At 72.7% G+C, this 16,874-nt stretch carries 19 protein-coding genes; 10 read left to right on the forward strand and 9 right to left on the reverse strand.

What is annotated here, in order from left to right; genetic code table 11:
• The first annotated feature begins 60 nt into the window (after positions 1-60).
• On the forward strand, positions 61-927 hold the full coding sequence (locus tag FB388_RS06485) for an LLM class F420-dependent oxidoreductase (RefSeq protein ID WP_142098246.1): 867 nt from the start codon (positions 61-63) through the stop codon (positions 925-927).
• Between the two features lie 75 nt (positions 928-1,002).
• On the opposite strand, the gene rpsT is transcribed toward FB388_RS06485, so the two are convergent.
• The 3 genes from rpsT to FB388_RS06500 form a co-directional block, all read right to left on the reverse strand.
• Positions 1,003-1,263, reverse strand: a complete 261-nt coding sequence (gene rpsT, locus FB388_RS06490) for a 30S ribosomal protein S20 (RefSeq protein WP_142098249.1) — start codon at positions 1,261-1,263, stop codon at positions 1,003-1,005.
• Between the two features lie 93 nt (positions 1,264-1,356).
• Positions 1,357-2,571 (reverse strand): MFS transporter, encoded by a 1,215-nt coding sequence (locus tag FB388_RS06495; protein ID WP_142098252.1) that lies wholly within the window; start codon positions 2,569-2,571, stop codon positions 1,357-1,359.
• A gap of 55 nt (positions 2,572-2,626) precedes the next feature.
• Complete coding sequence (locus FB388_RS06500) at positions 2,627-3,586, reverse strand: NADP-dependent oxidoreductase (protein WP_142098255.1); 960 nt, start codon at positions 3,584-3,586, stop codon at positions 2,627-2,629.
• Between the two features lie 97 nt (positions 3,587-3,683).
• Between FB388_RS06500 and FB388_RS06505 the strand changes: the two genes are divergently transcribed.
• Positions 3,684-4,262, forward strand: coding sequence for a TetR/AcrR family transcriptional regulator (locus FB388_RS06505; protein ID WP_142098258.1), 579 nt, complete (start codon positions 3,684-3,686; stop codon positions 4,260-4,262).
• A gap of 115 nt (positions 4,263-4,377) precedes the next feature.
• Here the strand turns inward: FB388_RS06505 and FB388_RS06510 are convergent, their stop codons facing one another.
• A complete protein-coding gene (locus FB388_RS06510) occupies positions 4,378-6,090 on the reverse strand; it encodes a GGDEF domain-containing protein (RefSeq protein WP_142098261.1) in 1,713 nt (570 codons plus the stop codon).
• 206 nt (positions 6,091-6,296) lie between these two features.
• Here FB388_RS06510 and lepA point away from each other — a divergent pair, with 206 nt between their 5' ends.
• On the forward strand, positions 6,297-8,135 hold the full coding sequence (gene lepA / locus FB388_RS06515; protein ID WP_211361795.1) for a translation elongation factor 4: 1,839 nt from the start codon (positions 6,297-6,299) through the stop codon (positions 8,133-8,135).
• On the opposite strand, the gene FB388_RS06520 is transcribed toward lepA, so the two are convergent.
• A complete protein-coding gene (locus FB388_RS06520) occupies positions 8,136-8,522 on the reverse strand; it encodes a hypothetical protein (protein ID WP_142098267.1) in 387 nt (128 codons plus the stop codon).
• Between the two features lie 69 nt (positions 8,523-8,591).
• Here FB388_RS06520 and FB388_RS06525 point away from each other — a divergent pair, with 69 nt between their 5' ends.
• Genes FB388_RS06525 through FB388_RS06535 form a run of 3 tightly spaced genes read left to right on the forward strand, consistent with a single transcriptional unit; the run spans position 8,592 to position 10,720 of the window.
• Positions 8,592-8,987, forward strand: a complete 396-nt coding sequence (locus tag FB388_RS06525; protein WP_142098270.1) for a hypothetical protein — start codon at positions 8,592-8,594, stop codon at positions 8,985-8,987.
• A gap of 54 nt (positions 8,988-9,041) precedes the next feature.
• Positions 9,042-10,076 carry a nitronate monooxygenase gene (locus FB388_RS06530; RefSeq protein WP_142098273.1) on the forward strand — a complete coding sequence of 345 codons (1,035 nt, stop codon included), beginning with the start codon at positions 9,042-9,044 and terminating at the stop codon, positions 10,074-10,076.
• Entirely contained in the window at positions 10,073-10,720 is a 648-nt protein-coding gene (locus tag FB388_RS06535; protein WP_142098275.1) for an MOSC domain-containing protein, read from the forward strand. The genes FB388_RS06530 and FB388_RS06535 overlap by 4 nt, the downstream gene beginning before the upstream one ends.
• Positions 10,721-10,749: 29 nt before the next feature.
• Here FB388_RS06535 and FB388_RS06540 read toward each other — a convergent pair whose 3' ends face one another.
• A complete protein-coding gene (locus tag FB388_RS06540) occupies positions 10,750-11,160 on the reverse strand; it encodes a MarR family winged helix-turn-helix transcriptional regulator (RefSeq protein WP_170225501.1) in 411 nt (136 codons plus the stop codon).
• A 148-nt stretch (positions 11,161-11,308) separates the two neighbouring features.
• Positions 11,309-12,274 (reverse strand): zinc-binding dehydrogenase, encoded by a 966-nt coding sequence (locus tag FB388_RS06545; protein WP_142098281.1) that lies wholly within the window; start codon positions 12,272-12,274, stop codon positions 11,309-11,311.
• 43 nt (positions 12,275-12,317) lie between these two features.
• Here FB388_RS06545 and FB388_RS06550 point away from each other — a divergent pair, with 43 nt between their 5' ends.
• The gene (locus FB388_RS06550; RefSeq protein ID WP_142098284.1) at positions 12,318-12,509 is read left to right on the forward strand and encodes a hypothetical protein; all 192 of its coding nucleotides are present in this window, start codon (positions 12,318-12,320) and stop codon (positions 12,507-12,509) included.
• Positions 12,510-12,695: 186 nt separating this feature from the next.
• Positions 12,696-13,751 carry a tryptophan--tRNA ligase gene (gene trpS / locus FB388_RS06555; protein ID WP_142098287.1) on the forward strand — a complete coding sequence of 352 codons (1,056 nt, stop codon included), beginning with the start codon at positions 12,696-12,698 and terminating at the stop codon, positions 13,749-13,751.
• A 6-nt stretch (positions 13,752-13,757) separates the two neighbouring features.
• Here the strand turns inward: trpS and FB388_RS06560 are convergent, their stop codons facing one another.
• Complete coding sequence (locus FB388_RS06560) at positions 13,758-14,585, reverse strand: NAD-dependent protein deacetylase (protein ID WP_246121673.1); 828 nt, start codon at positions 14,583-14,585, stop codon at positions 13,758-13,760.
• A 228-nt stretch (positions 14,586-14,813) separates the two neighbouring features.
• Between FB388_RS06560 and FB388_RS06565 the strand changes: the two genes are divergently transcribed.
• Positions 14,814-15,404 (forward strand): TIGR03086 family metal-binding protein, encoded by a 591-nt coding sequence (locus FB388_RS06565; RefSeq protein WP_142098290.1) that lies wholly within the window; start codon positions 14,814-14,816, stop codon positions 15,402-15,404.
• Positions 15,405-15,421: 17 nt separating this feature from the next.
• A complete protein-coding gene (locus FB388_RS06570; protein ID WP_142098292.1) occupies positions 15,422-15,844 on the forward strand; it encodes a nitroreductase/quinone reductase family protein in 423 nt (140 codons plus the stop codon).
• Positions 15,845-15,879: 35 nt separating this feature from the next.
• Here FB388_RS06570 and FB388_RS06575 read toward each other — a convergent pair whose 3' ends face one another.
• Complete coding sequence (locus tag FB388_RS06575; RefSeq protein WP_211361796.1) at positions 15,880-16,851, reverse strand: SDR family NAD(P)-dependent oxidoreductase; 972 nt, start codon at positions 16,849-16,851, stop codon at positions 15,880-15,882.
• Positions 16,852-16,874: the final 23 nt, after the last annotated feature.

Here is a 16,874-nt window from a genome sequence, read left to right on the forward strand (position 1 = left end):
GGCTGCCGGGGTTAGCGTCGATGAGGACGCTGATCGAGAAGCAGACACGGAGGATCAGACGTGAAGATCGGCCTGCACATCGCGGACTTCACCTACCCGTCGGGCCCGGCGCACCTCGCCGAGGACCTGACCCGCATCGCGACCACCGCCGAAGAACACGGGTTCACCCGCGTGAGCGTCATGGACCACCTGTGGCAGATCAGCGTGCTCGGCCCACCCGAGCACGAGATGCTCGAGGCCTACACGACGCTGGGCTACCTGGCCGCGCGCACGTCGCGCGTGGAGCTGCTGGCCTGGGTCACCGCGGTGACCTACCGCGAGCCGGGGATGCTGGCCAAGATCGTCAGCACGCTCGACGTGCTGTCCGGCGGGCGGGCCATGCTCGGGATCGGGGCCGCCTGGAACGGCGACGAGGCCAACGGGCTCGGGTTGACGTTCCCACCCACCGCCGAGCGCTTCGAGCGGCTCGAGGAGACCCTGCAGATCGTGCAGCAGATGTGGAGCGAGGAGGAGGAGCCCTACGCCGGCACGCACTACCGGCTCGACCGCACGCTCAACCGGCCCCAGCCGCTGCGCCGCCCGCCCATCCTGATCGGTGGGGGCGGGGAGAAGAAGACGCTGCGGTTGGTGGCGCAGTACGCGCAGGCGTGCAACCTGTTCGCCTTCGACGACGTCGATCGCAAGCTCGACGTGCTGCGCGGGCACTGCGAGGCCGTGGGCCGCGACTACGACGAGATCGAGAAGACCGTGATGCTCCCGCTCGACGTCGGGGAGCGCGGTGAGAAGGTCGACGCCTTGCGGGCGGAGCTGGAGCGGCTCGCCAAGCTCGGCGTGCACGAGGTGCACGGCTGGGTGCCACGGGTCTGGGAGCTGACCCCGCTGGAGATCATCGGCCGCGAGCTGGTGCCGGTGGCCGAGGAGCTCTGACTCCGCAACCTTCCGACCCCGCGCAACACAACGGCGCCGATCCGCATCATGCGGATCGGCGCCGTTGTGGCGGTATCAGAGCGCGTCGACGCGCTTGGCCATCGCCGACTTGCGGTTGGCGGCCTGGTTCTTGTGGATGACGCCCTTGCTGGCGGCCTTGTCCAGGGCCCGGGAGGCCGCGCGCTGCAGCTGCGTGGCCTTCTCGGTGTCGCCTGCCTCGGCGGCCTCGCGGAACTGCCGCACGGCCGTGCGGACGGCGGACTTGACCGACTTGTTGCGCAGACGGCGCTTCTCGTTGGTCTTGACCCGCTTGATCTGGGACTTGATGTTGGCCACGCGAATGCCTCGAGTTCTTCCTGCCGGTGGACTGCTCGCTCTCCGCACCGGCGGTGGGGATCGTTCGTCACGCCGGGCGCTCGACGGTCCATGCTACAGCGCGTCGGATTCCCCCACGAAATCGGCCCGGCTCAGCGGGATCGTGGCGGCGAAGGCGCCGAGCCCGCAGAGGCCCGCCACCCCCGCGGCCCAGCCGTAGCCGCCGGTCGCGTCCACCAGCGCGCCCGCGACGGGGACGCCCAGCAGCGCCCCGATCCCGGCCGCGGTGTACATGAGCCCGACCACCCAGCCCAGGCCGCGCACGCCGAACATGTCGGCGATCACCGCGGGCTGCAGCGCGATCCAGCCGCCGTAACCGACGCCGAGCACCACGGCGAACGCGACCAGCACCGCGAAGGGCCCTCCCAGCGCGACATGGCCGAGCCAGACCGCGAACGCCGCCGCGAGCACGGCGAAGCTCGCCTGGAAGGTGCGCACCCGCCCCAACCGGTCGGCGACCGCCCCGAGCGCGATCCGTCCGACGACGCTGGCGACCCCGATGATCCCGACGAGCGCCGCTCCCGCCACCGGGCTCGCGCCGCGCGCCGCGGCGTACGCCGGAAGGTGCACCACCGGCACGAACAGCGCGAACGCGGCGAGCAGCGTGGTGGCGTACATCCAGCGGAACGCCGCCGTCCCGGCCAACGCCCGCAGCGATGGGCCGCTCGCGCCGTCGGGCGGCTGCGGCGGGCGCCGGACCGCTGCCGCACACCCGACGAGCAGCACCGCGCCGGCCACCCCGAACACGACGTGCGTACCGCGCCAGCCGATCGCCTCGATCAGCGCGGCCGCGAGCGGCGCGCCGAGCAGCGTGCCGACGCCGATCCCGGCCACCGCGACCGCCATCGCGACGGCCCGGCGCCGCTCGAACCAGCCGCCGACGGCAGCGACCAGCGGCACGTACCCGCAGGCGACGGCGATCCCGACCCCTGCGCCGTAGGTGAGGTAGCCGACCCACAGCTCGCGCACGGTCGCGGTGAGCAGCAGCCCGGCGGCGAGCGCGACCGCGCCGGCCAGGAGCACCGGCCGGGGGCCGACCCGGTCGGCGATGCGCCCCGTGACGGGGCTGAGCTGGAACCAGCAGAAGGCGGTGATCGCGAAGACGAGGGAGGTGGCACCGCTGCCGGTGCCGAACTCCGTGGCCATCGGCACGAAGAAGGCCCCGAAGCTGTACCCGACGCCGAACACGACGGCCATGGACACGAAGGCCGCCGCGACCGTGCGCCAGCCGGCAGCCGAGTCGAGCTCGGATCCCGGCGCCGCTGCCACCACCGGAGCGTACGTCCGGTGGCCGCCGCGGATCTCTACGAGTTCCCGACCTTTCCTAGAGGTCGATGACGACCTTCCCGTGCACGTGGCGCCCCGCCTGGAGCTCGACTGCTGCACGGATCTGCTCGACCGGAAAGCTCGCCGCGATCGGCACCCGGAGCCGACCCGCCGCGACCAGGCCGGCGATCTCCTCGATGGCGCCCGGGGCTGCGTCGGCGCCGTTCGCCGGCGTGATCCCGTCGACCTGGGCGGCGATGGTGGTGATGCGCTCGTCGGGCACGCCGAGTTCGCGTGCCGCCTGCGCCGTGTCCGTCCCGTGCAGGTCCATGGCCGCGGTGACGCCGGCGGGAGCCAGCGCACGGACCCGGTCGACCAGACCATCGCCATAGGTGACCGGCTCGGCCCCCAGGGCTCGCAGGGCATCGGCCGAGGTCGCCGACCCCGTCCCGATCACCCGCGCGCCCGCGAGGCGCGCGAGCTGGACGGCGAACACGCCTACCCCGCCTCCCGCGCCGCCGATGAGCACCGTGTCGCCCGGGCCCGGGTCGACCACGGCCAGAGCTGCGGCCGCCGTGCAGCCCGCAATGGCGAGGGTGGCAGCGGTGCGGTCGTCGACGCCGTCAGGGGTGCGGTGCGCCTCGCCGCCCACCGCGATGGTCCCCGCCTCGTCCACCACGACGTGGTCGGCGACCGCGCGGGACAGGGCGCCGCCGAACACCCGGTCACCGACCGCGAACTCGCTCACGCCGTCACCGACCTGGTCCACCACCCCGGCGTAGTCGGTGCCGAACCCGCACGGCAGGCTCAAGCCGAATCGCGCGGCGGTCTCCGCGTCAGAGGTCATGAACCAGTCCATCGGGTTCAGGCCGGCCGCGGCGACCCGCACGCGGATCTGCCCCGAGACGGCGTGCGGCACGGGTACCTCGCGGACGCTCAAGGCGTCCGGTCCGCCGAACGACTCGAACTGGACCGCCCGGCTCGTGGTCGCCGACGTGTCGAGGCTCGGTGCTTCCATGTTCACCTGTCTCCTGTAGCGGCTCGTGCAGCAACGTAAACGAACTATGCTCCGTTTAAGTGAGTCCATGTGTACCACAAATGGAGCGTGATCCGTTTTGGCCGCCGCAGAGATCCGCAGACCGCGGGCGGACGCGACGCGCAACCGCGAACAGCTGCTGGCCGTGGCGACCCGCTTGTTCGCTTCGGCCGAGGCCGAGCCGTCGATGCGCGCGATCGCCAACGAAGCCGGGGTCGGCATCGCCACCCTCTACCGGCACTTCCCCACGCGCGAGGCGCTGGTCGACGCGGTCTACCGGGACCAGGTCTCGCGGCTCACCGCCGGTGCCCGTGAGCTACTCGCCCGGCTCGGCCCGCCCGCGGCGCTGCGACGCTGGATGGACCTGTTCGGGGAGTGGATCGCGACCAAGAACGGGATGCTCGACACTCTGCTCGCGATGGTCGAATCGGGCGAGATCGCCCATGCCCACACCCGGACCGAGCTGCTCGCGGCCATCGACGACATCCTCGAAGCCGGCCGCAGGAGCGGGGAACTCCGCGCCGACGTCCCCGCTGAAGACATCGCTGCCGCTCTCATCGGCATCTTCACCGTGGCCGGCTCGCCAGAGCACGAAGGGATGGCGGCTCGCCTGCTGAACCTCCTGATGGACGGACTCCGGCCAACCCGAGGTGGCTGAGGAGAGCGAAGAGGTGGTCGGCCCGTCGGTCCGGGGACGGGCGTCGAGGTCTCGTGCCGTCCAGTGCTGATCACACTGCCCTGCTGATCCCAGTGCCCTGCTGATCCCAGTGCCCTCAGCACCCTGCGACGGGCACCGCGGCGCCGCTGACCACCCGGTTGCCGCCTGCGTGCTTGGCCCGGTACATCGCGGCGTCGGCCGCGGCGAGCGCGGCGGCCGGCTCGCCGTCCAGCGGGGCGCGGACCACGCCGATGGACGTCGTGACGCCTGCCGCGACCTCGAACGGCAGTGCTGCCACCGCGGCGGCGGCACGCCCCAGCGCCGCGCAGGCGATCGGAAGCGGCGTGGCCGGCATGACGACCACGAACTCGTCGCCACCGTAGCGGGCCACGAGGTCCCGCGCCCGGAGGGTGGAGCGCAGGGACTCGGCGATCACGCGCAGCACCTCGTCACCCGCCGCGTGCGAGCGTTCGTCGTTGACGTCCTTGAAGCCGTCGAGGTCGATGAGCGCCACCGCGCACGGCTGCCCGGCGGGGTCGGCGACGACCTCGGCCAGCCACATGTCGAGGGCCCTGCGGTTGGGCAGCCCGGTGAGCGGGTCCTGCAACGCCTGAGCGGCGACGGAGTCGTGCTCGCGGGCGAGGCGGTGGTGTTCGGCGTGGCTGCGCAGCGCCGTGTGGCGTGCCTCGTGCAGCGCCCAGAGCTCGCTCTCCAGCGCGGCGGCGTAGAGCTGCAGCGTCTCGGACGGGGTGCCGCCGCGGGCGATGTGGTCCACCCGCGCGACCTCGCGGTGCAGCGCGAGCGCGAGCACGGTGCCTGCCGGCGAGCCGTCGCGCAGCTCGGCCTGCAGGGGGACGAGCGCCGCGATGGCGTCGTCGGGGTGGCCCGCCGTGAGCAGGCACCGCGCCGTGGCGATGGCCAGCACGACGCGGTCCTCGGCGAAGTGCGCCATCGGGTGCAGGGCGACGAGCATGTCGAGGTGGTGCGGCCCCGGCTGCGCCAGCGCGTACGCGGCACCGATCACCGAGCACTCCTCGGTGGCGGGTCGCCCGGTGCGCATCGCGGTGGTCCAGAGCGCCGCCGCTGACTGCGCGGTGTGCGCGGCGGCGGCGAACCGCGTGGTGGCGGCTGCGTCGCGCCCGCCGCGTTCGAGCCGCAACGCCCACGACAGTTGCAGGCGGACCCGGTTGAGCTGGTGCACCAGCCGGTCCATCAGCGAGCCCGTGCCCTCGGCGACGGCGACGGCGCGCTGGGATACCTCGTCGGCGAGCTCGTGCGAGCCCAGCTTGAGCAGCACGATCACCAGCCCGTTGAGGCTGCGGGACAGGTAGCGCGACCAGCGCGCCGGGTCCTCGTCCGGTGCCGGCCCGCCGATTTCGGTGAGGATGGCGAACGCGGAGGCGGCGTCGGCGAGCGCGTTCTCCCCGTGACCGAACACGGTGGTGCGGTGCGCGCGCAGGGTGGCGGCCTCGCCGAGGCGGCGCAGGTCGGCGTCGAGCTCGGCGAGCTCGATGAACTCCTGCAGCAGCGCCTCGACCTCGTCGGCGTCGGTCTCGTCCTCGCCGAGGAGCCGGATCATGATGCTCATCCGGAGCAGCTCGGAGACCAGCGTGGACGGGCCTGCCGCGCGGGCCTGGTCGAGCATCGCGTCCAGCCCGCGGCGTGCGGCGGCCTTGCCGGCGCGGTCGGCCCGCTGCTCGAAACGCATCTTGGTGAGCGCCCGGGTGACGATCTGCTCCTCGGTGAGGCCTGCGCTGTCCCGCGTGCACTCGCACTCCGGCGCCCCTCTCAGCAGGGCGCACTCGGCAGCCGTGCGCGTCGAAGTCACCGCTCGCTCCCCGGGGTTCTCCAGATCAGCATCGTGGCATGTCAGAGGGCTTCGGAGGGGTACCGTCACCGATCATGGCCCCGAGATCCAACGAAAGGTCACGAGGCGATCACTCCTGGTGATCGTCGAACGAGCGTGCGCCCCGTTCCGATCGCGGCCCCCATCGTCGTGGGACGATGGGGAGACCCCGTAAGAGAAGGAACAGAGTGAGCTTCGCCGATCAGACGTTCACCCCGCCGGAGCTGATCCGGAACTTCTGCATCATCGCGCACATCGACCACGGCAAGTCCACCCTGGCCGACCGGATGCTGCAGCTCACCGGCGTGGTCGAGGAGCGCATGATGCGCGCCCAGTACCTCGACCGGATGGACATCGAGCGCGAGCGCGGCATCACGATCAAGGCCCAGAACGTGCGGCTGCCCTGGCGGGTGGACGGCAAGGACCACGTCCTGCACCTGATCGACACTCCCGGCCACGTCGACTTCACCTACGAGGTCTCGCGCGCGCTCGAGGCGTGCGAGGGCGCGATCCTGCTCGTGGACGCGGCGCAGGGGATCGAGGCGCAGACCCTCGCCAACCTCTACCTGGCGCTCGACAAGGACCTCACGATCATCCCGGTCCTCAACAAGATCGACCTGCCGGCCGCCGACCCCGACCGCTACGCCGCCGAGATCGCCCACATCATCGGCTGCGAGCCGTGGGACGTGCTGCGGGTGAGCGCTAAGACCGGCGAGGGCGTGGTCGAGCTGCTCGACCAGGTCGTCGACGTGGTCCCGGCGCCGCAGGGCAACTCCGACGCGCCGGCCCGCGCGATGATCTTCGATTCGGTGTACGACACCTACCGCGGCGTCATCACCTACATCCGCGTCGTCGACGGGAAGATCACCCCGCGCGAGCGGATCAAGATGATGTCCACCGGCGCCACCCACGAGCTCCTCGAGGTGGGCATCGTCTCCCCGGAGCCGAAGCCGTCGGACGGGCTGGGCGTCGGCGAGGTGGGCTACCTGATCACCGGCGTGAAGGACGTGCGCCAGTCGAAGGTCGGCGACACCGTCACGAGCCAGCGCCGCGGCGCCACCGAGCCGCTCACCGGCTACCGCGAGCCGCGCCCGATGGTCTACTCCGGGCTCTACCCCGTGGACGGCTCGGACTACCCGGAGCTGCGCGAGGCGCTCGACAAGCTGCAGCTCAACGACGCCGCCCTCACCTACGAGCCGGAGACGTCCGCCGCGCTCGGGTTCGGGTTCCGGTGCGGCTTCCTCGGCCTGCTGCACCTGGAGATCACCCGCGACCGGCTCGAGCGCGAGGCCGGCCTCGACCTCATCTCCACGGCGCCGAACGTCGTGTACCGGGTCGAGCTCGACGACGGCACCGAGCTGATCGTCACCAACCCGTCGGACTGGCCGACCGGGAAGGTCGCGCGGGTGCACGAGCCGGTCGTCAAGGTCACGATCCTGGCGCCGTCGGAGTTCATCGGCGCGATCATGGAGCTGTGCCAGAGCAGGCGCGGCCAGCTCGGCGGCATGGACTACCTGTCGGAGAGCCGCGTGGAGCTGCGCTACACGATGCCGCTCGCGGAGATCATCTTCGACTTCTTCGACGCGCTGAAGTCCCGCACCCGCGGCTACGCCTCGCTCGACTACGAGGAGGCCGGTGAGCAGGAGGCCGACCTCGTGAAGGTCGACATCCTGCTGCAGGGCGAGCCGGTCGACGCGTTCTCCGCCATCCGGCACAAGGACCAGGCCTACTCCTACGGCACCACGATGGCGTCCAAGCTGCGCGAGCTCATCCCGCGCCAGCAGTTCGAGGTGCCGATCCAGGCTGCGATCGGGTCCCGCATCATCGCCCGCGAGAACATCCGCGCGATGCGCAAGGACGTGCTCGCCAAGTGCTACGGCGGTGACATCACCCGCAAGCGCAAGCTCCTGGAGAAGCAGAAGGAGGGCAAGAAGCGGATGAAGACCATCGGGCGGGTCGAGGTCCCGCAGGAGGCCTTCGTCGCGGCGCTGTCCACCGAGTCCACCGCCGACAAGGCGAAGAAGTAGCTAACCCGGCTGGGTGCTCAGCTCGATCACCGCGGCGCCGGGATCGAGCTCGAGCACGCGGACGGCGAGCGAACCACTGCCGGACGTGAACCGGACGGAGCCGGCGCGGCCGACCACGCCCAACCCGTCGCCGCCGCCGGTCCGGTGCACCCAGAACGCCACCGCGAACGGCCCGATCGACGACACCGAGAGCCCGGTCGCCCCGGCGCGGCCGTCGAGGGGGATGTTCACCGGCCCGGTCACCCGCAGCGTGCAGTTCCCGTCGAGGCACGCGGCGACGTCGGTGTCACCGCCGGCGGGTGGCTGCGCCCACGCGGTGGCGGGTGGACCGGCCACGCCCAGCACGAGCGCGGTGAACAGGGCGGCTGCGACGGTCGAGCGGCGCATACCCCGACGCTAGATCAGCACCGGCGCGGCGGCTGCCTGGATGACCCGGTCGGGGGCACGATGAGACCCATGAGTGCCGGCCCCCTCCCGTACGCCCCTGCCGTCACGGGCGCGGTCCTGCTGGTCGTGCTGCTCATCGGCGTCGCGGCGGGGCGGGCGAAGGGCAGGTGGACGCTCCTCGCGGCCGGTCTCGTGGTCCTCGCCGCCGCGGGCGTGGTGCTCACTGCGGTCGCGGACCCGCCTGCCGGTGAAGGCGGTGCCGTCCAGGACGGGGCGGCCGAGCTCACCGCGCTCTTCACGATCACCCTGCCGCTCGTGATCGCCTACGTCGCCGGGTGGCTCCTCGTCCGGGGCGGCTGGTTGCGCCGCGTCCTCGTCATCGCGGTGGGGGCGTTGCTGCTCGTGGCCTTCCCGTACGCAGCGGCCGGTCAGGCCACCGCCGACGCCTTCCTGCACGGCCGTTGACTCGCCGCTCACAACTCCGGTGCCGCGCCGGGACGGCCGGGCTAGCGTGAGGCGGTGCTGACCGCACTGGACTCCCCGCTCGTACTGGCTCCGATGGCAGGCGGCCCCACCACCCCCGACCTCGTCGCCGCGGTGTCCGGCGCAGGCGGGTTCGGGTTCCTCGCAGGGGGCTACCTGGACCCGGGCGCGCTCGGTGCCGCGGTCGCGGCGGTCCGCGAGCGCACCGAACGGCCCTTCGGCGTGAACCTGTTCCTCCCCGGCGAGCGGCGCGACGCCGGCGTGGCCGAGTACCGCGAGCGGCTCGTCGCCGCGGGCCTCGAGCCGGGGGAGCCGCGGTGGGACGACGACGGGTACCCCGGGAAGCTCGACCTGCTGCTCGCCGACCCGGTGCCGGTGGTGTCGTTCACGTTCGGCTGCCCCGACCCGGACGCCGTGTCGCGCCTGCACGCAGTGGGCAGCGAGGTGCTCGCCACCGTCACCAGCCCCGCCGAGGCTCGACGCGCCGCCGCGGCGGGCGTCGACGGGCTCGTCGTGCAGGGCATGGAGGCGGGCGCGCACCGGGGCGTGTTCGAGAACGACCCGGCCGACCCCGCAGGCGGCGAGCTGTACGGGCTGCTCGCGCTGCTGCGGCTCGTCGCGGCGTCCGTCGACCTCCCGCTGGTGGCCACGGGCGGCATCGCCGACGGCGCAGGCATCGCCGCAGTGCTGGCCGGGGGCGCGGTGGCCGCCCAGCTCGGCACCGCGTTCCTGGCCTGCCCCGAGGCCGGCACGAAGCCCGCACACCGCGCCGCGCTCCTCGACTCGGACGGCGCCGCGACGGCGATCACGCGCGCGTTCACCGGCCGCCCAGCGCGCGGCATCCGCAACCCGTTCCTCGACGACCACACCGCCGCGGCCCCGGCCGGCTACCCCCAGGTGCATCACATGACACGACCGATCAGGGCCAACGGCGACCCCGCCTCGATGAACTTCTGGGCGGGGCAGGCCTACCCGCTGGTCCGCCCGCTGCCGGCGGCCGAGCTGGTGACCACGCTCCTGGCGGAGGCCCGCGAGGCCGCCTCCCGCGCCGCAGCGGGTCTCGCCCGATGACCGGGAGGGTCGAGTCCGTCAACGTCGCCTTCGTGCGCAGCGACATCGACACCCGGGCCCCGGACGGGCGCACGGGCATCGACAAGCGACCGGTCGACGGGCCGGTGCTGCTCACGGCCGCCGGGGTGCAGGGCGACACCATCTGCGAGACGAAGCACCACGGAGGCCCCGACCAGGCCGTCTACGCCTACGCGGCCGAGGACCTCGCGTTCTGGACGGCCGAGCTCGGGCAGGAGTTCCGGCCGGGCGGGGTGGGCGAGAACCTCACCGTGTCCGGCGTCGACTGCACCGGCGCCGTGCTCGGCGAGCGCTGGCAGGTGGGCGACGCGGTGCTGCAGGTGCGCAGCTGCCGCACCCCGTGCCGGGTGTTCGCCGGCTTCCGGGCGGTACCCGATCTCGTCAAGCGGTTCATCGCCGCCGGGCGGCCAGGGGCGTACCTGGCCGTGGAGCGGCAGGGGCTGGTGCGCGCGGGCGACACGGTGGAGCTGCTGGACCGGCCGGACCACGGGGTGACCGTGGCCGACCTGATGGCAGCGTCCACCGTGGCGCGCGAGCGGGTACCCGAGGTGGCCGTGGCCCGGGAGTACATGGGGGTGCGGGTCCGGGCCTGGCTGGATCGGGCGTTGGAGTTGTCGGGGGCTTAGTCGGGGGTCGGGGGTCGGGGGTCGGGGAGTCAGGCGGGCTGGCTCGCCAGCGCTTCGAGGAGCTCGGCGAGCTGCGCGCGTTCGGCGGTGTGGGGGGAGCCGAGCGCCTCACTCGCCCGGCGCTCGACCCGGCCGCAGACTCTCTCGACGACGGCGCGGCCTCCGCCCGCGAGGTGGACGAGCACGCGCCTACGATCGATGGGGTCGGTGCGGCGGTAGGCCAGCTGCGCGGCGACCAGGCGGTCGACGACGCGGGTGGCCGTGGGCGCGGGCAGAGCGGTGTGCGACGCGATCTCGCCCATGCTCCGACCACCTCCGCGGGCCAGCATCAGCAACACGCGCCAGCCGTCCCGACTGACGCCCTCCGCCGAGGTGACCGGCGAGAGCGCGGCGGCAACGGCGCGGTCCAGCCGGTCGAGAAGCTCGACGAGACCTGTCATTCGCGGCGCCGGGGCGGGTCGGCTCCCCGGCGCCATTCGACTTGGTGGCTCAGACACGGTCACAGACTGTACGTCCTGAGAGGGCCAAAGGGGGTTCTCAGGAAGCCGAAGCTCTAGACGAACGGCGGATTCAGCGCGACAAACGGCCTCATTGAGTGAATACGATCTTCCCAGACGTGTCTCCGTCGAGCATCGCGCGGAAGCCTTCGGCGGCCTGATCCATCGGCAGTTCGAGCCCGATCTCGGGCGAGATCCCGGCGTTCTCGACGAAACGCAGCAGGTCAACGAGCTCCTGGCGGGTGCCCATGGTGGAACCGATCACGCGCAGCTGGAGGAAGAACAGCCGCTGGAGGTCGGCCCCCGGGTTGGGCCCACTGGTCGAGCCGGAGACAACGATCACCCCACCCGGCTTGAGGGCGCGCATCGAGTGCGACCACGTGGCGTCACCAACCGTCTCGAAGACGGCGTCGACGCGTTCCGGCAGCCGCTCGCCCGACGGGAACGTGGCGTGGGCCCCGAGCCGCTCGGCGACGGCCCGCTTCTCCTCCGTGCGACCGGTCACCCAGACCCGCATCCCGGCGGCGCGGCCCAGCTGCACCAGCGCCGTCGAGACCCCGCCCGATGCGCCCTGCACGAGCATCGTCTGCCCCGGCTTCAGACCCGACTTCGTGAAGAGCATCCGGTAGGCGGTGAGCCACGCCGTGCCCATCACCGACGCCTGGGCGGCGGTGAGCCCGGCCGGCTTCGGCACGGCGTTGCGAGCGGGCACCACGACGGTCTCGGCGAACGTCCCCTGGTGCTTCTCGGTGAGCAGCGTGCGCTTCGGGTCGAGGGTCTCGTCGCCGTCCCACCCCGGGTCGCCGATCACCGAGTGCAGGACCACCTCGGTGCCGTCGGGCAGCGTGCCCGCCCCGTCGCAGCCCAGGATCATCGGGAACTGGTCCGGTTTGATCCCGACGCCGCGAAGCGTCCAGATGTCGTGCATGTTGAGGCTCGCCGCGCTGACGTTCACGGCGACCCACCCGTCGGGCACGTCCGGGGCGGGGCGCTCGCCCACGGTGAGCGAGTCGAGCGGAGCGTCGGCGTTGGGCTCTGCGGCGTAGACGGCGAACATGGCGCGAATCTAGCGACGATCCGGGCCGTCTACTGTGTGAGTCGTGCTGCGGGCGATGGCGGACTGGTGGGACGCGGTCGAGCTGTGGCTCACGCAGCTCCCGTTCGGGTTCCAGGTCGTGCTCGCCACCGTCGTGCTGGTGCCGCTGTGCTGGGGCACGGCGGTGCTCTCCGACCGCGTGGTGGACGCCGCGACCGCCCGGATCGCCGCCCGCCGGGCCGCCCGGCAGGACTGAGCCCGGCCGCCGCGTCGCGGAATCCTCTATCCTGGGCAGCGTGCGTAGCCTCTCGTGCCTGAGCTGGTGGCCGTCCTAGGACGGCCGTCTTCCCAAGCACGAACAGGGCCGTCCCGCCGGGGCGGCCTTCTTCCTTCTCGTCGGCTGTCGCGGCCGGGCGGTCCTGAAGACCCCGAAGGAGCCTCCGTGACCGCCATCAGTTCCGACACCGTGCTCGCCGCGCAGCGCCGCAGCGCCGAGCTGGAGACCGGCATCGCCCACGAACCGGCGGCGTTCCGGATCCTCACCGGGGACCGGCCGACCGGGCCGCTGCACCTGGGCCACTACTTCGGCACGTTGGCCAACCGCGTGCGCCTGCAGCAGCTCGGCGTCGAGCTGTTCGTGCTCGTGGCCGACTATCAGGTGCTCACCGACCGGGACGTCGCCGAGAACCTGCCCGAGCACGTCGACGGCCTGGTCGCCGACTACCTGGCCGTCGGCATCGACCCGGGCAAGAGCACGATCTTCGCCCACAGCGCCGTGCCCGCGCTCAACCAGCTGATGCTGCCGTTCCTGTCGCTGGTGTCGGTCGCCGAGCTGGAGCGCAACCCCACGGTCAAGGAGGAGATCGAGGCGTCCAGGAGATCCTCGGTGAGCGGCCTGATGCTCACCTACCCGGTGCACCAGGCCGCCGACATCCTCTTCTGCAAGGCCGACCTGGTGCCGGTCGGCAAGGACCAGCTGCCCCACGTGGAGACGACGCGCACCGTCGCCCGCCGCTTCAACGAGCGGTACGGGCCGGTCTTCCCGGTTCCGGACGCGCTGCTCTCGTCCGTCCCGCACCTGCTCGGCCTGGACGGGCAGAAGATGAGCAAGAGCCGCGGCAACGCGATCGCGTTGTCCCTGTCCGCCGACGAGACCGCGGAGCGGATCCGGCGCGCCAGGACCGACTCCCTCCGCCGCATCACCTACGAGCCGCAGACCCGGCCCGAGGTGTCCAACCTGGTCCGGCTGGCCGCGCTCTGCCAGGACCGCGACCCGCACGAGGTGGCCGACGAGGTCGGCGACGGGGGAGCGGCGGCGCTCAAGCGGCTCGCGAGCGAGGCGGTCAACGAGTTCCTGCGGCCCGTCCGGGCCCGCAGGGCCGCCTACCTCGCCGACCGCGACCACCTGCGCCAGATCCTCCGGGCCGGCAACGAGCGCGCAGGCGCCATCGCCGAGGAGACCCTGCGCGAGGTTCGCGCCGCCATGAAGACGCCCTGAGGCCGCTCAGGCCGCCGTGCTCGCCACCGCGGCCAGGGCGGACAGGGTCTCCGAGCACCCGGCGTCCACCCGCACGGTGGCCAGCGGGTCGCCGCGGGTCGCGCCGCGGTTGACGATCACGACCGGGATGCCGGCCTTGTGCGCGTGCCGCACGAACCGCAGGCCCGACATCACGGTCAACGACGAGCCCGCGACGAGCAGTGCCGCCGCGGCGTCGACCATCGCGTAGGCGCGGGCCACCCGCTCGCGCGGCACGTTCTCGCCGAAGAACACCACGTCGGGCTTCAGCACGCCGCCGCACTCGGTGCACCACGCGAGCCGGAACCCGTCGACGGCCGCGAGCTCGGCGTCGCCGTCGGGAGCCGCCTCGACGGCGGTGCCGGCCGCCTCGACGAACCCGGGGTTGAGCGCGGTGAACCGTTCCTGCAGCTGCGCGCGGCTGGTGCGCCGCCGGCATCCCACGCAGACGACGTCGGCGATGCGGCCGTGCAGGTCGATCACGGCCCGGCTCCCGGCCTCCCCGTGCAACCCGTCGACGTTCTGCGTGATCAGCCCGTGCAGGGCACCGCACCGCTCCAGCGCGGCGAGCGCGTGGTGCCCGGTGTTCGGCGCGGCGTGGGCCATGCGGGCCCAGCCGATGTAGCTGCGCGCCCAGTACCGCCGCTGCGCGGCCTCACCGGAGAGGAACTCCTGGTAGGTCATCGGGGTGCGCCGCGGGGAGCCCGGCCCGCGGTAGTCCGGGATACCGGAGTCGGTGGACAGGCCGGCACCCGTCAGCGCGACGATCGGCCGGCGCGCGAGCACACCGAGCGCCCGGTCGAGCAGCACATCCACGAGGTCCAGGCTAGTGCCCCCGGCCGGGAGTCCGGTGCGTATATCGGCGGATCCAGGTTTCCGCTGAGCGTGCCGGCGAGCCGGCCTCGTACCGGGCGTACTCGGCCGGTTCGGCGGTGCGTTCAGCGGGAAGCTGGGCCGTCGAGATTCGTGCAGGACTTCCGGTCGGGGGCACTGGCTGTCGCGTTCGTGCAATACCGCGCCCTGCGGGCGGCGCACGATCGACGCATGGATTCGGCAGACCACCTCCGACACAGCATCGAACTGGCCGTCGCGACGATCCGCGACACCGACGTCGCCCGCTACGGCGACCCGTCGCCGTGCGCGGACTACACCGTCCGCGACGTCGTGAACCACCTGGCGTTCGGGTTCCTGCTGGCCCACCGGTCCGGTGCGCGCGAGCCGTGGGACCCGTCGTGGAGCGGGGAGGACCGCACCCCCTACCTCGTCGGGCTGCCCGAGGAGAAGTGGGCGCAGGCCTGCGCCGACGAGGCAGCGGCCGCCGCCCGGGCGTGGGCGGAGCCGTCCGCGTGGGAGGGCGAGGCGAGCATGGGTGGGGCCGCGATGCCGGCGGCGGCGATCGGCTCGATGATGAGCGCCGAGTTCGCCGTGCACGCCTGGGACCTCGCCCGCGGCACCGGCCGCTCCCTCGACGTCCCCGAGGGACTCGGAGCCGTGGTGCTCGACGGCGTGCTCGCGATGGCACCGTCCGGGCGCGAGGGCGGGTGGTTCGGTCCCGAGGTCACGGTGCCGACCGACGCGCCCGCGTTCGAACGTGCCCTCGCGGCGTCCGGTCGTGATGCGCGGTGGACGCCGTGACGGGGCAGGCTGTGCCGATGGACGTGCGTGAGGTCAACAAGCGGGTGGTCGAGCAGTTCCGCGCCGGCAGCGACGTCGACGGGATGCACCGCGAGCGCCTGGTGCTGCTCACCACCACCGGACGCCGCACCGGTGAGCCCCGCACCACTCCGATGATGTTCCACCGCGACGGCGACGCGGTGCTCGTCATCGCGTCGAACATCGGCGCGTCCCGGCACCCCGACTGGTACCTGAACCTGGCGGCCGACCCGCAGGTCACCATCGAGGTGGGCGACGAGTCAGGGGCTCCGCGGCCTGCCGTGGCGCGGACCCTCGAAGGCGCCGAGCGCGAGCCGGTGTGGGAGATGCTGAAGGCGACCTACCCGTTCTTCGCCGAGCACGAGCGGCAGACGACGCGGACCATCCCGGTGGTGGCACTGACACCCGTGGAGGAGCCGTAGGACCGTCGGGTACCCCCGACCTCGTCGGCTCTGGATCAGGCTTGCAGCAACGCGGTCGACACGCTCCACAGCCGGTCGGCCCGAACGCGGTCGAGGGCCCACGCCTTGACGCCGTGCGGGTGGTCGGCGAGATCGGCGTCGTTCGGGACCGGGTACGCCTCCTGGCAGTCGTCGAGGTAGTGACCTCCGGAACCGGCCAGTTCCCCGGCGACCGCGGCCACCATGATCGTCGCCGCACCCTGCTCGACGGTCTTGTACGTGAAGATGCCCGCGGCCTCGGCCGCCGCGAGTGACTCCTTCTGGCGCCGGGTGAAGTTCCGCTGCAGGCCGGTGGCGACACCGCCCGGGTTGGCGCTGTTGGCGACGATGCCGTCGCGAGCCCACCGCTGCGTCGCCCCGACGGCGAACAGGGAGTTGGCGGTCTTCGACTGCGCGTAGGCGATCTGGGGGTCGTAGTCGCGCCGCTCGAAGTGCAGGTCGTCGAAGTCGACGTCGGCGCGCATGTGCGCGGTCGAGCTCACCGCCACGATCCGGGCCTCACCTCGACCGGCGGCGCCCTCGGCGAGGGCGCGATGCAGACCGGTCGCCAGGGCGAAGTGCCCGAGGTGATTGGTCGCGAACTGCAGTTCCCACCCGTCGGACGTCCGCTCCAAGCCGCCGGTGACCACGCCGGCGTTGGCGAGCAGGAGGTGCAGCGGCCCGGCCCAGGAATCGACGAACCTCGCGACCGACCTGCGGTCGGCGAGATCGACGACCGCCACCTGAGGAGCCGGCGTACCGGCGGACCTCGCGATGGCGCGCGCAGCGACAGCGCCGGCGCGGGAGTCCCGCACCGCGAGTGTGACCTCCGCGCCCGCGGCGACCAGGGCGCGCGCCGACTCGGCCCCGAGGCCGGACGACGCACCGGTCACGACCGCGCGCAGGCCGGACAGGTCGTGTCCCTCCAGCACCTCCGCCGCGGTGCTCGACGCGGTGAACGGCGTGGTGATGCGGGCGGGTGTCGTCACGCGTCGACTATACGGAAAGTACG

The sequence above is a fragment of the Pseudonocardia cypriaca genome, assembly GCF_006717045.1.
GTDB classification, from domain to species: Bacteria; Actinomycetota; Actinomycetes; order Mycobacteriales; family Pseudonocardiaceae; genus Pseudonocardia; species Pseudonocardia cypriaca.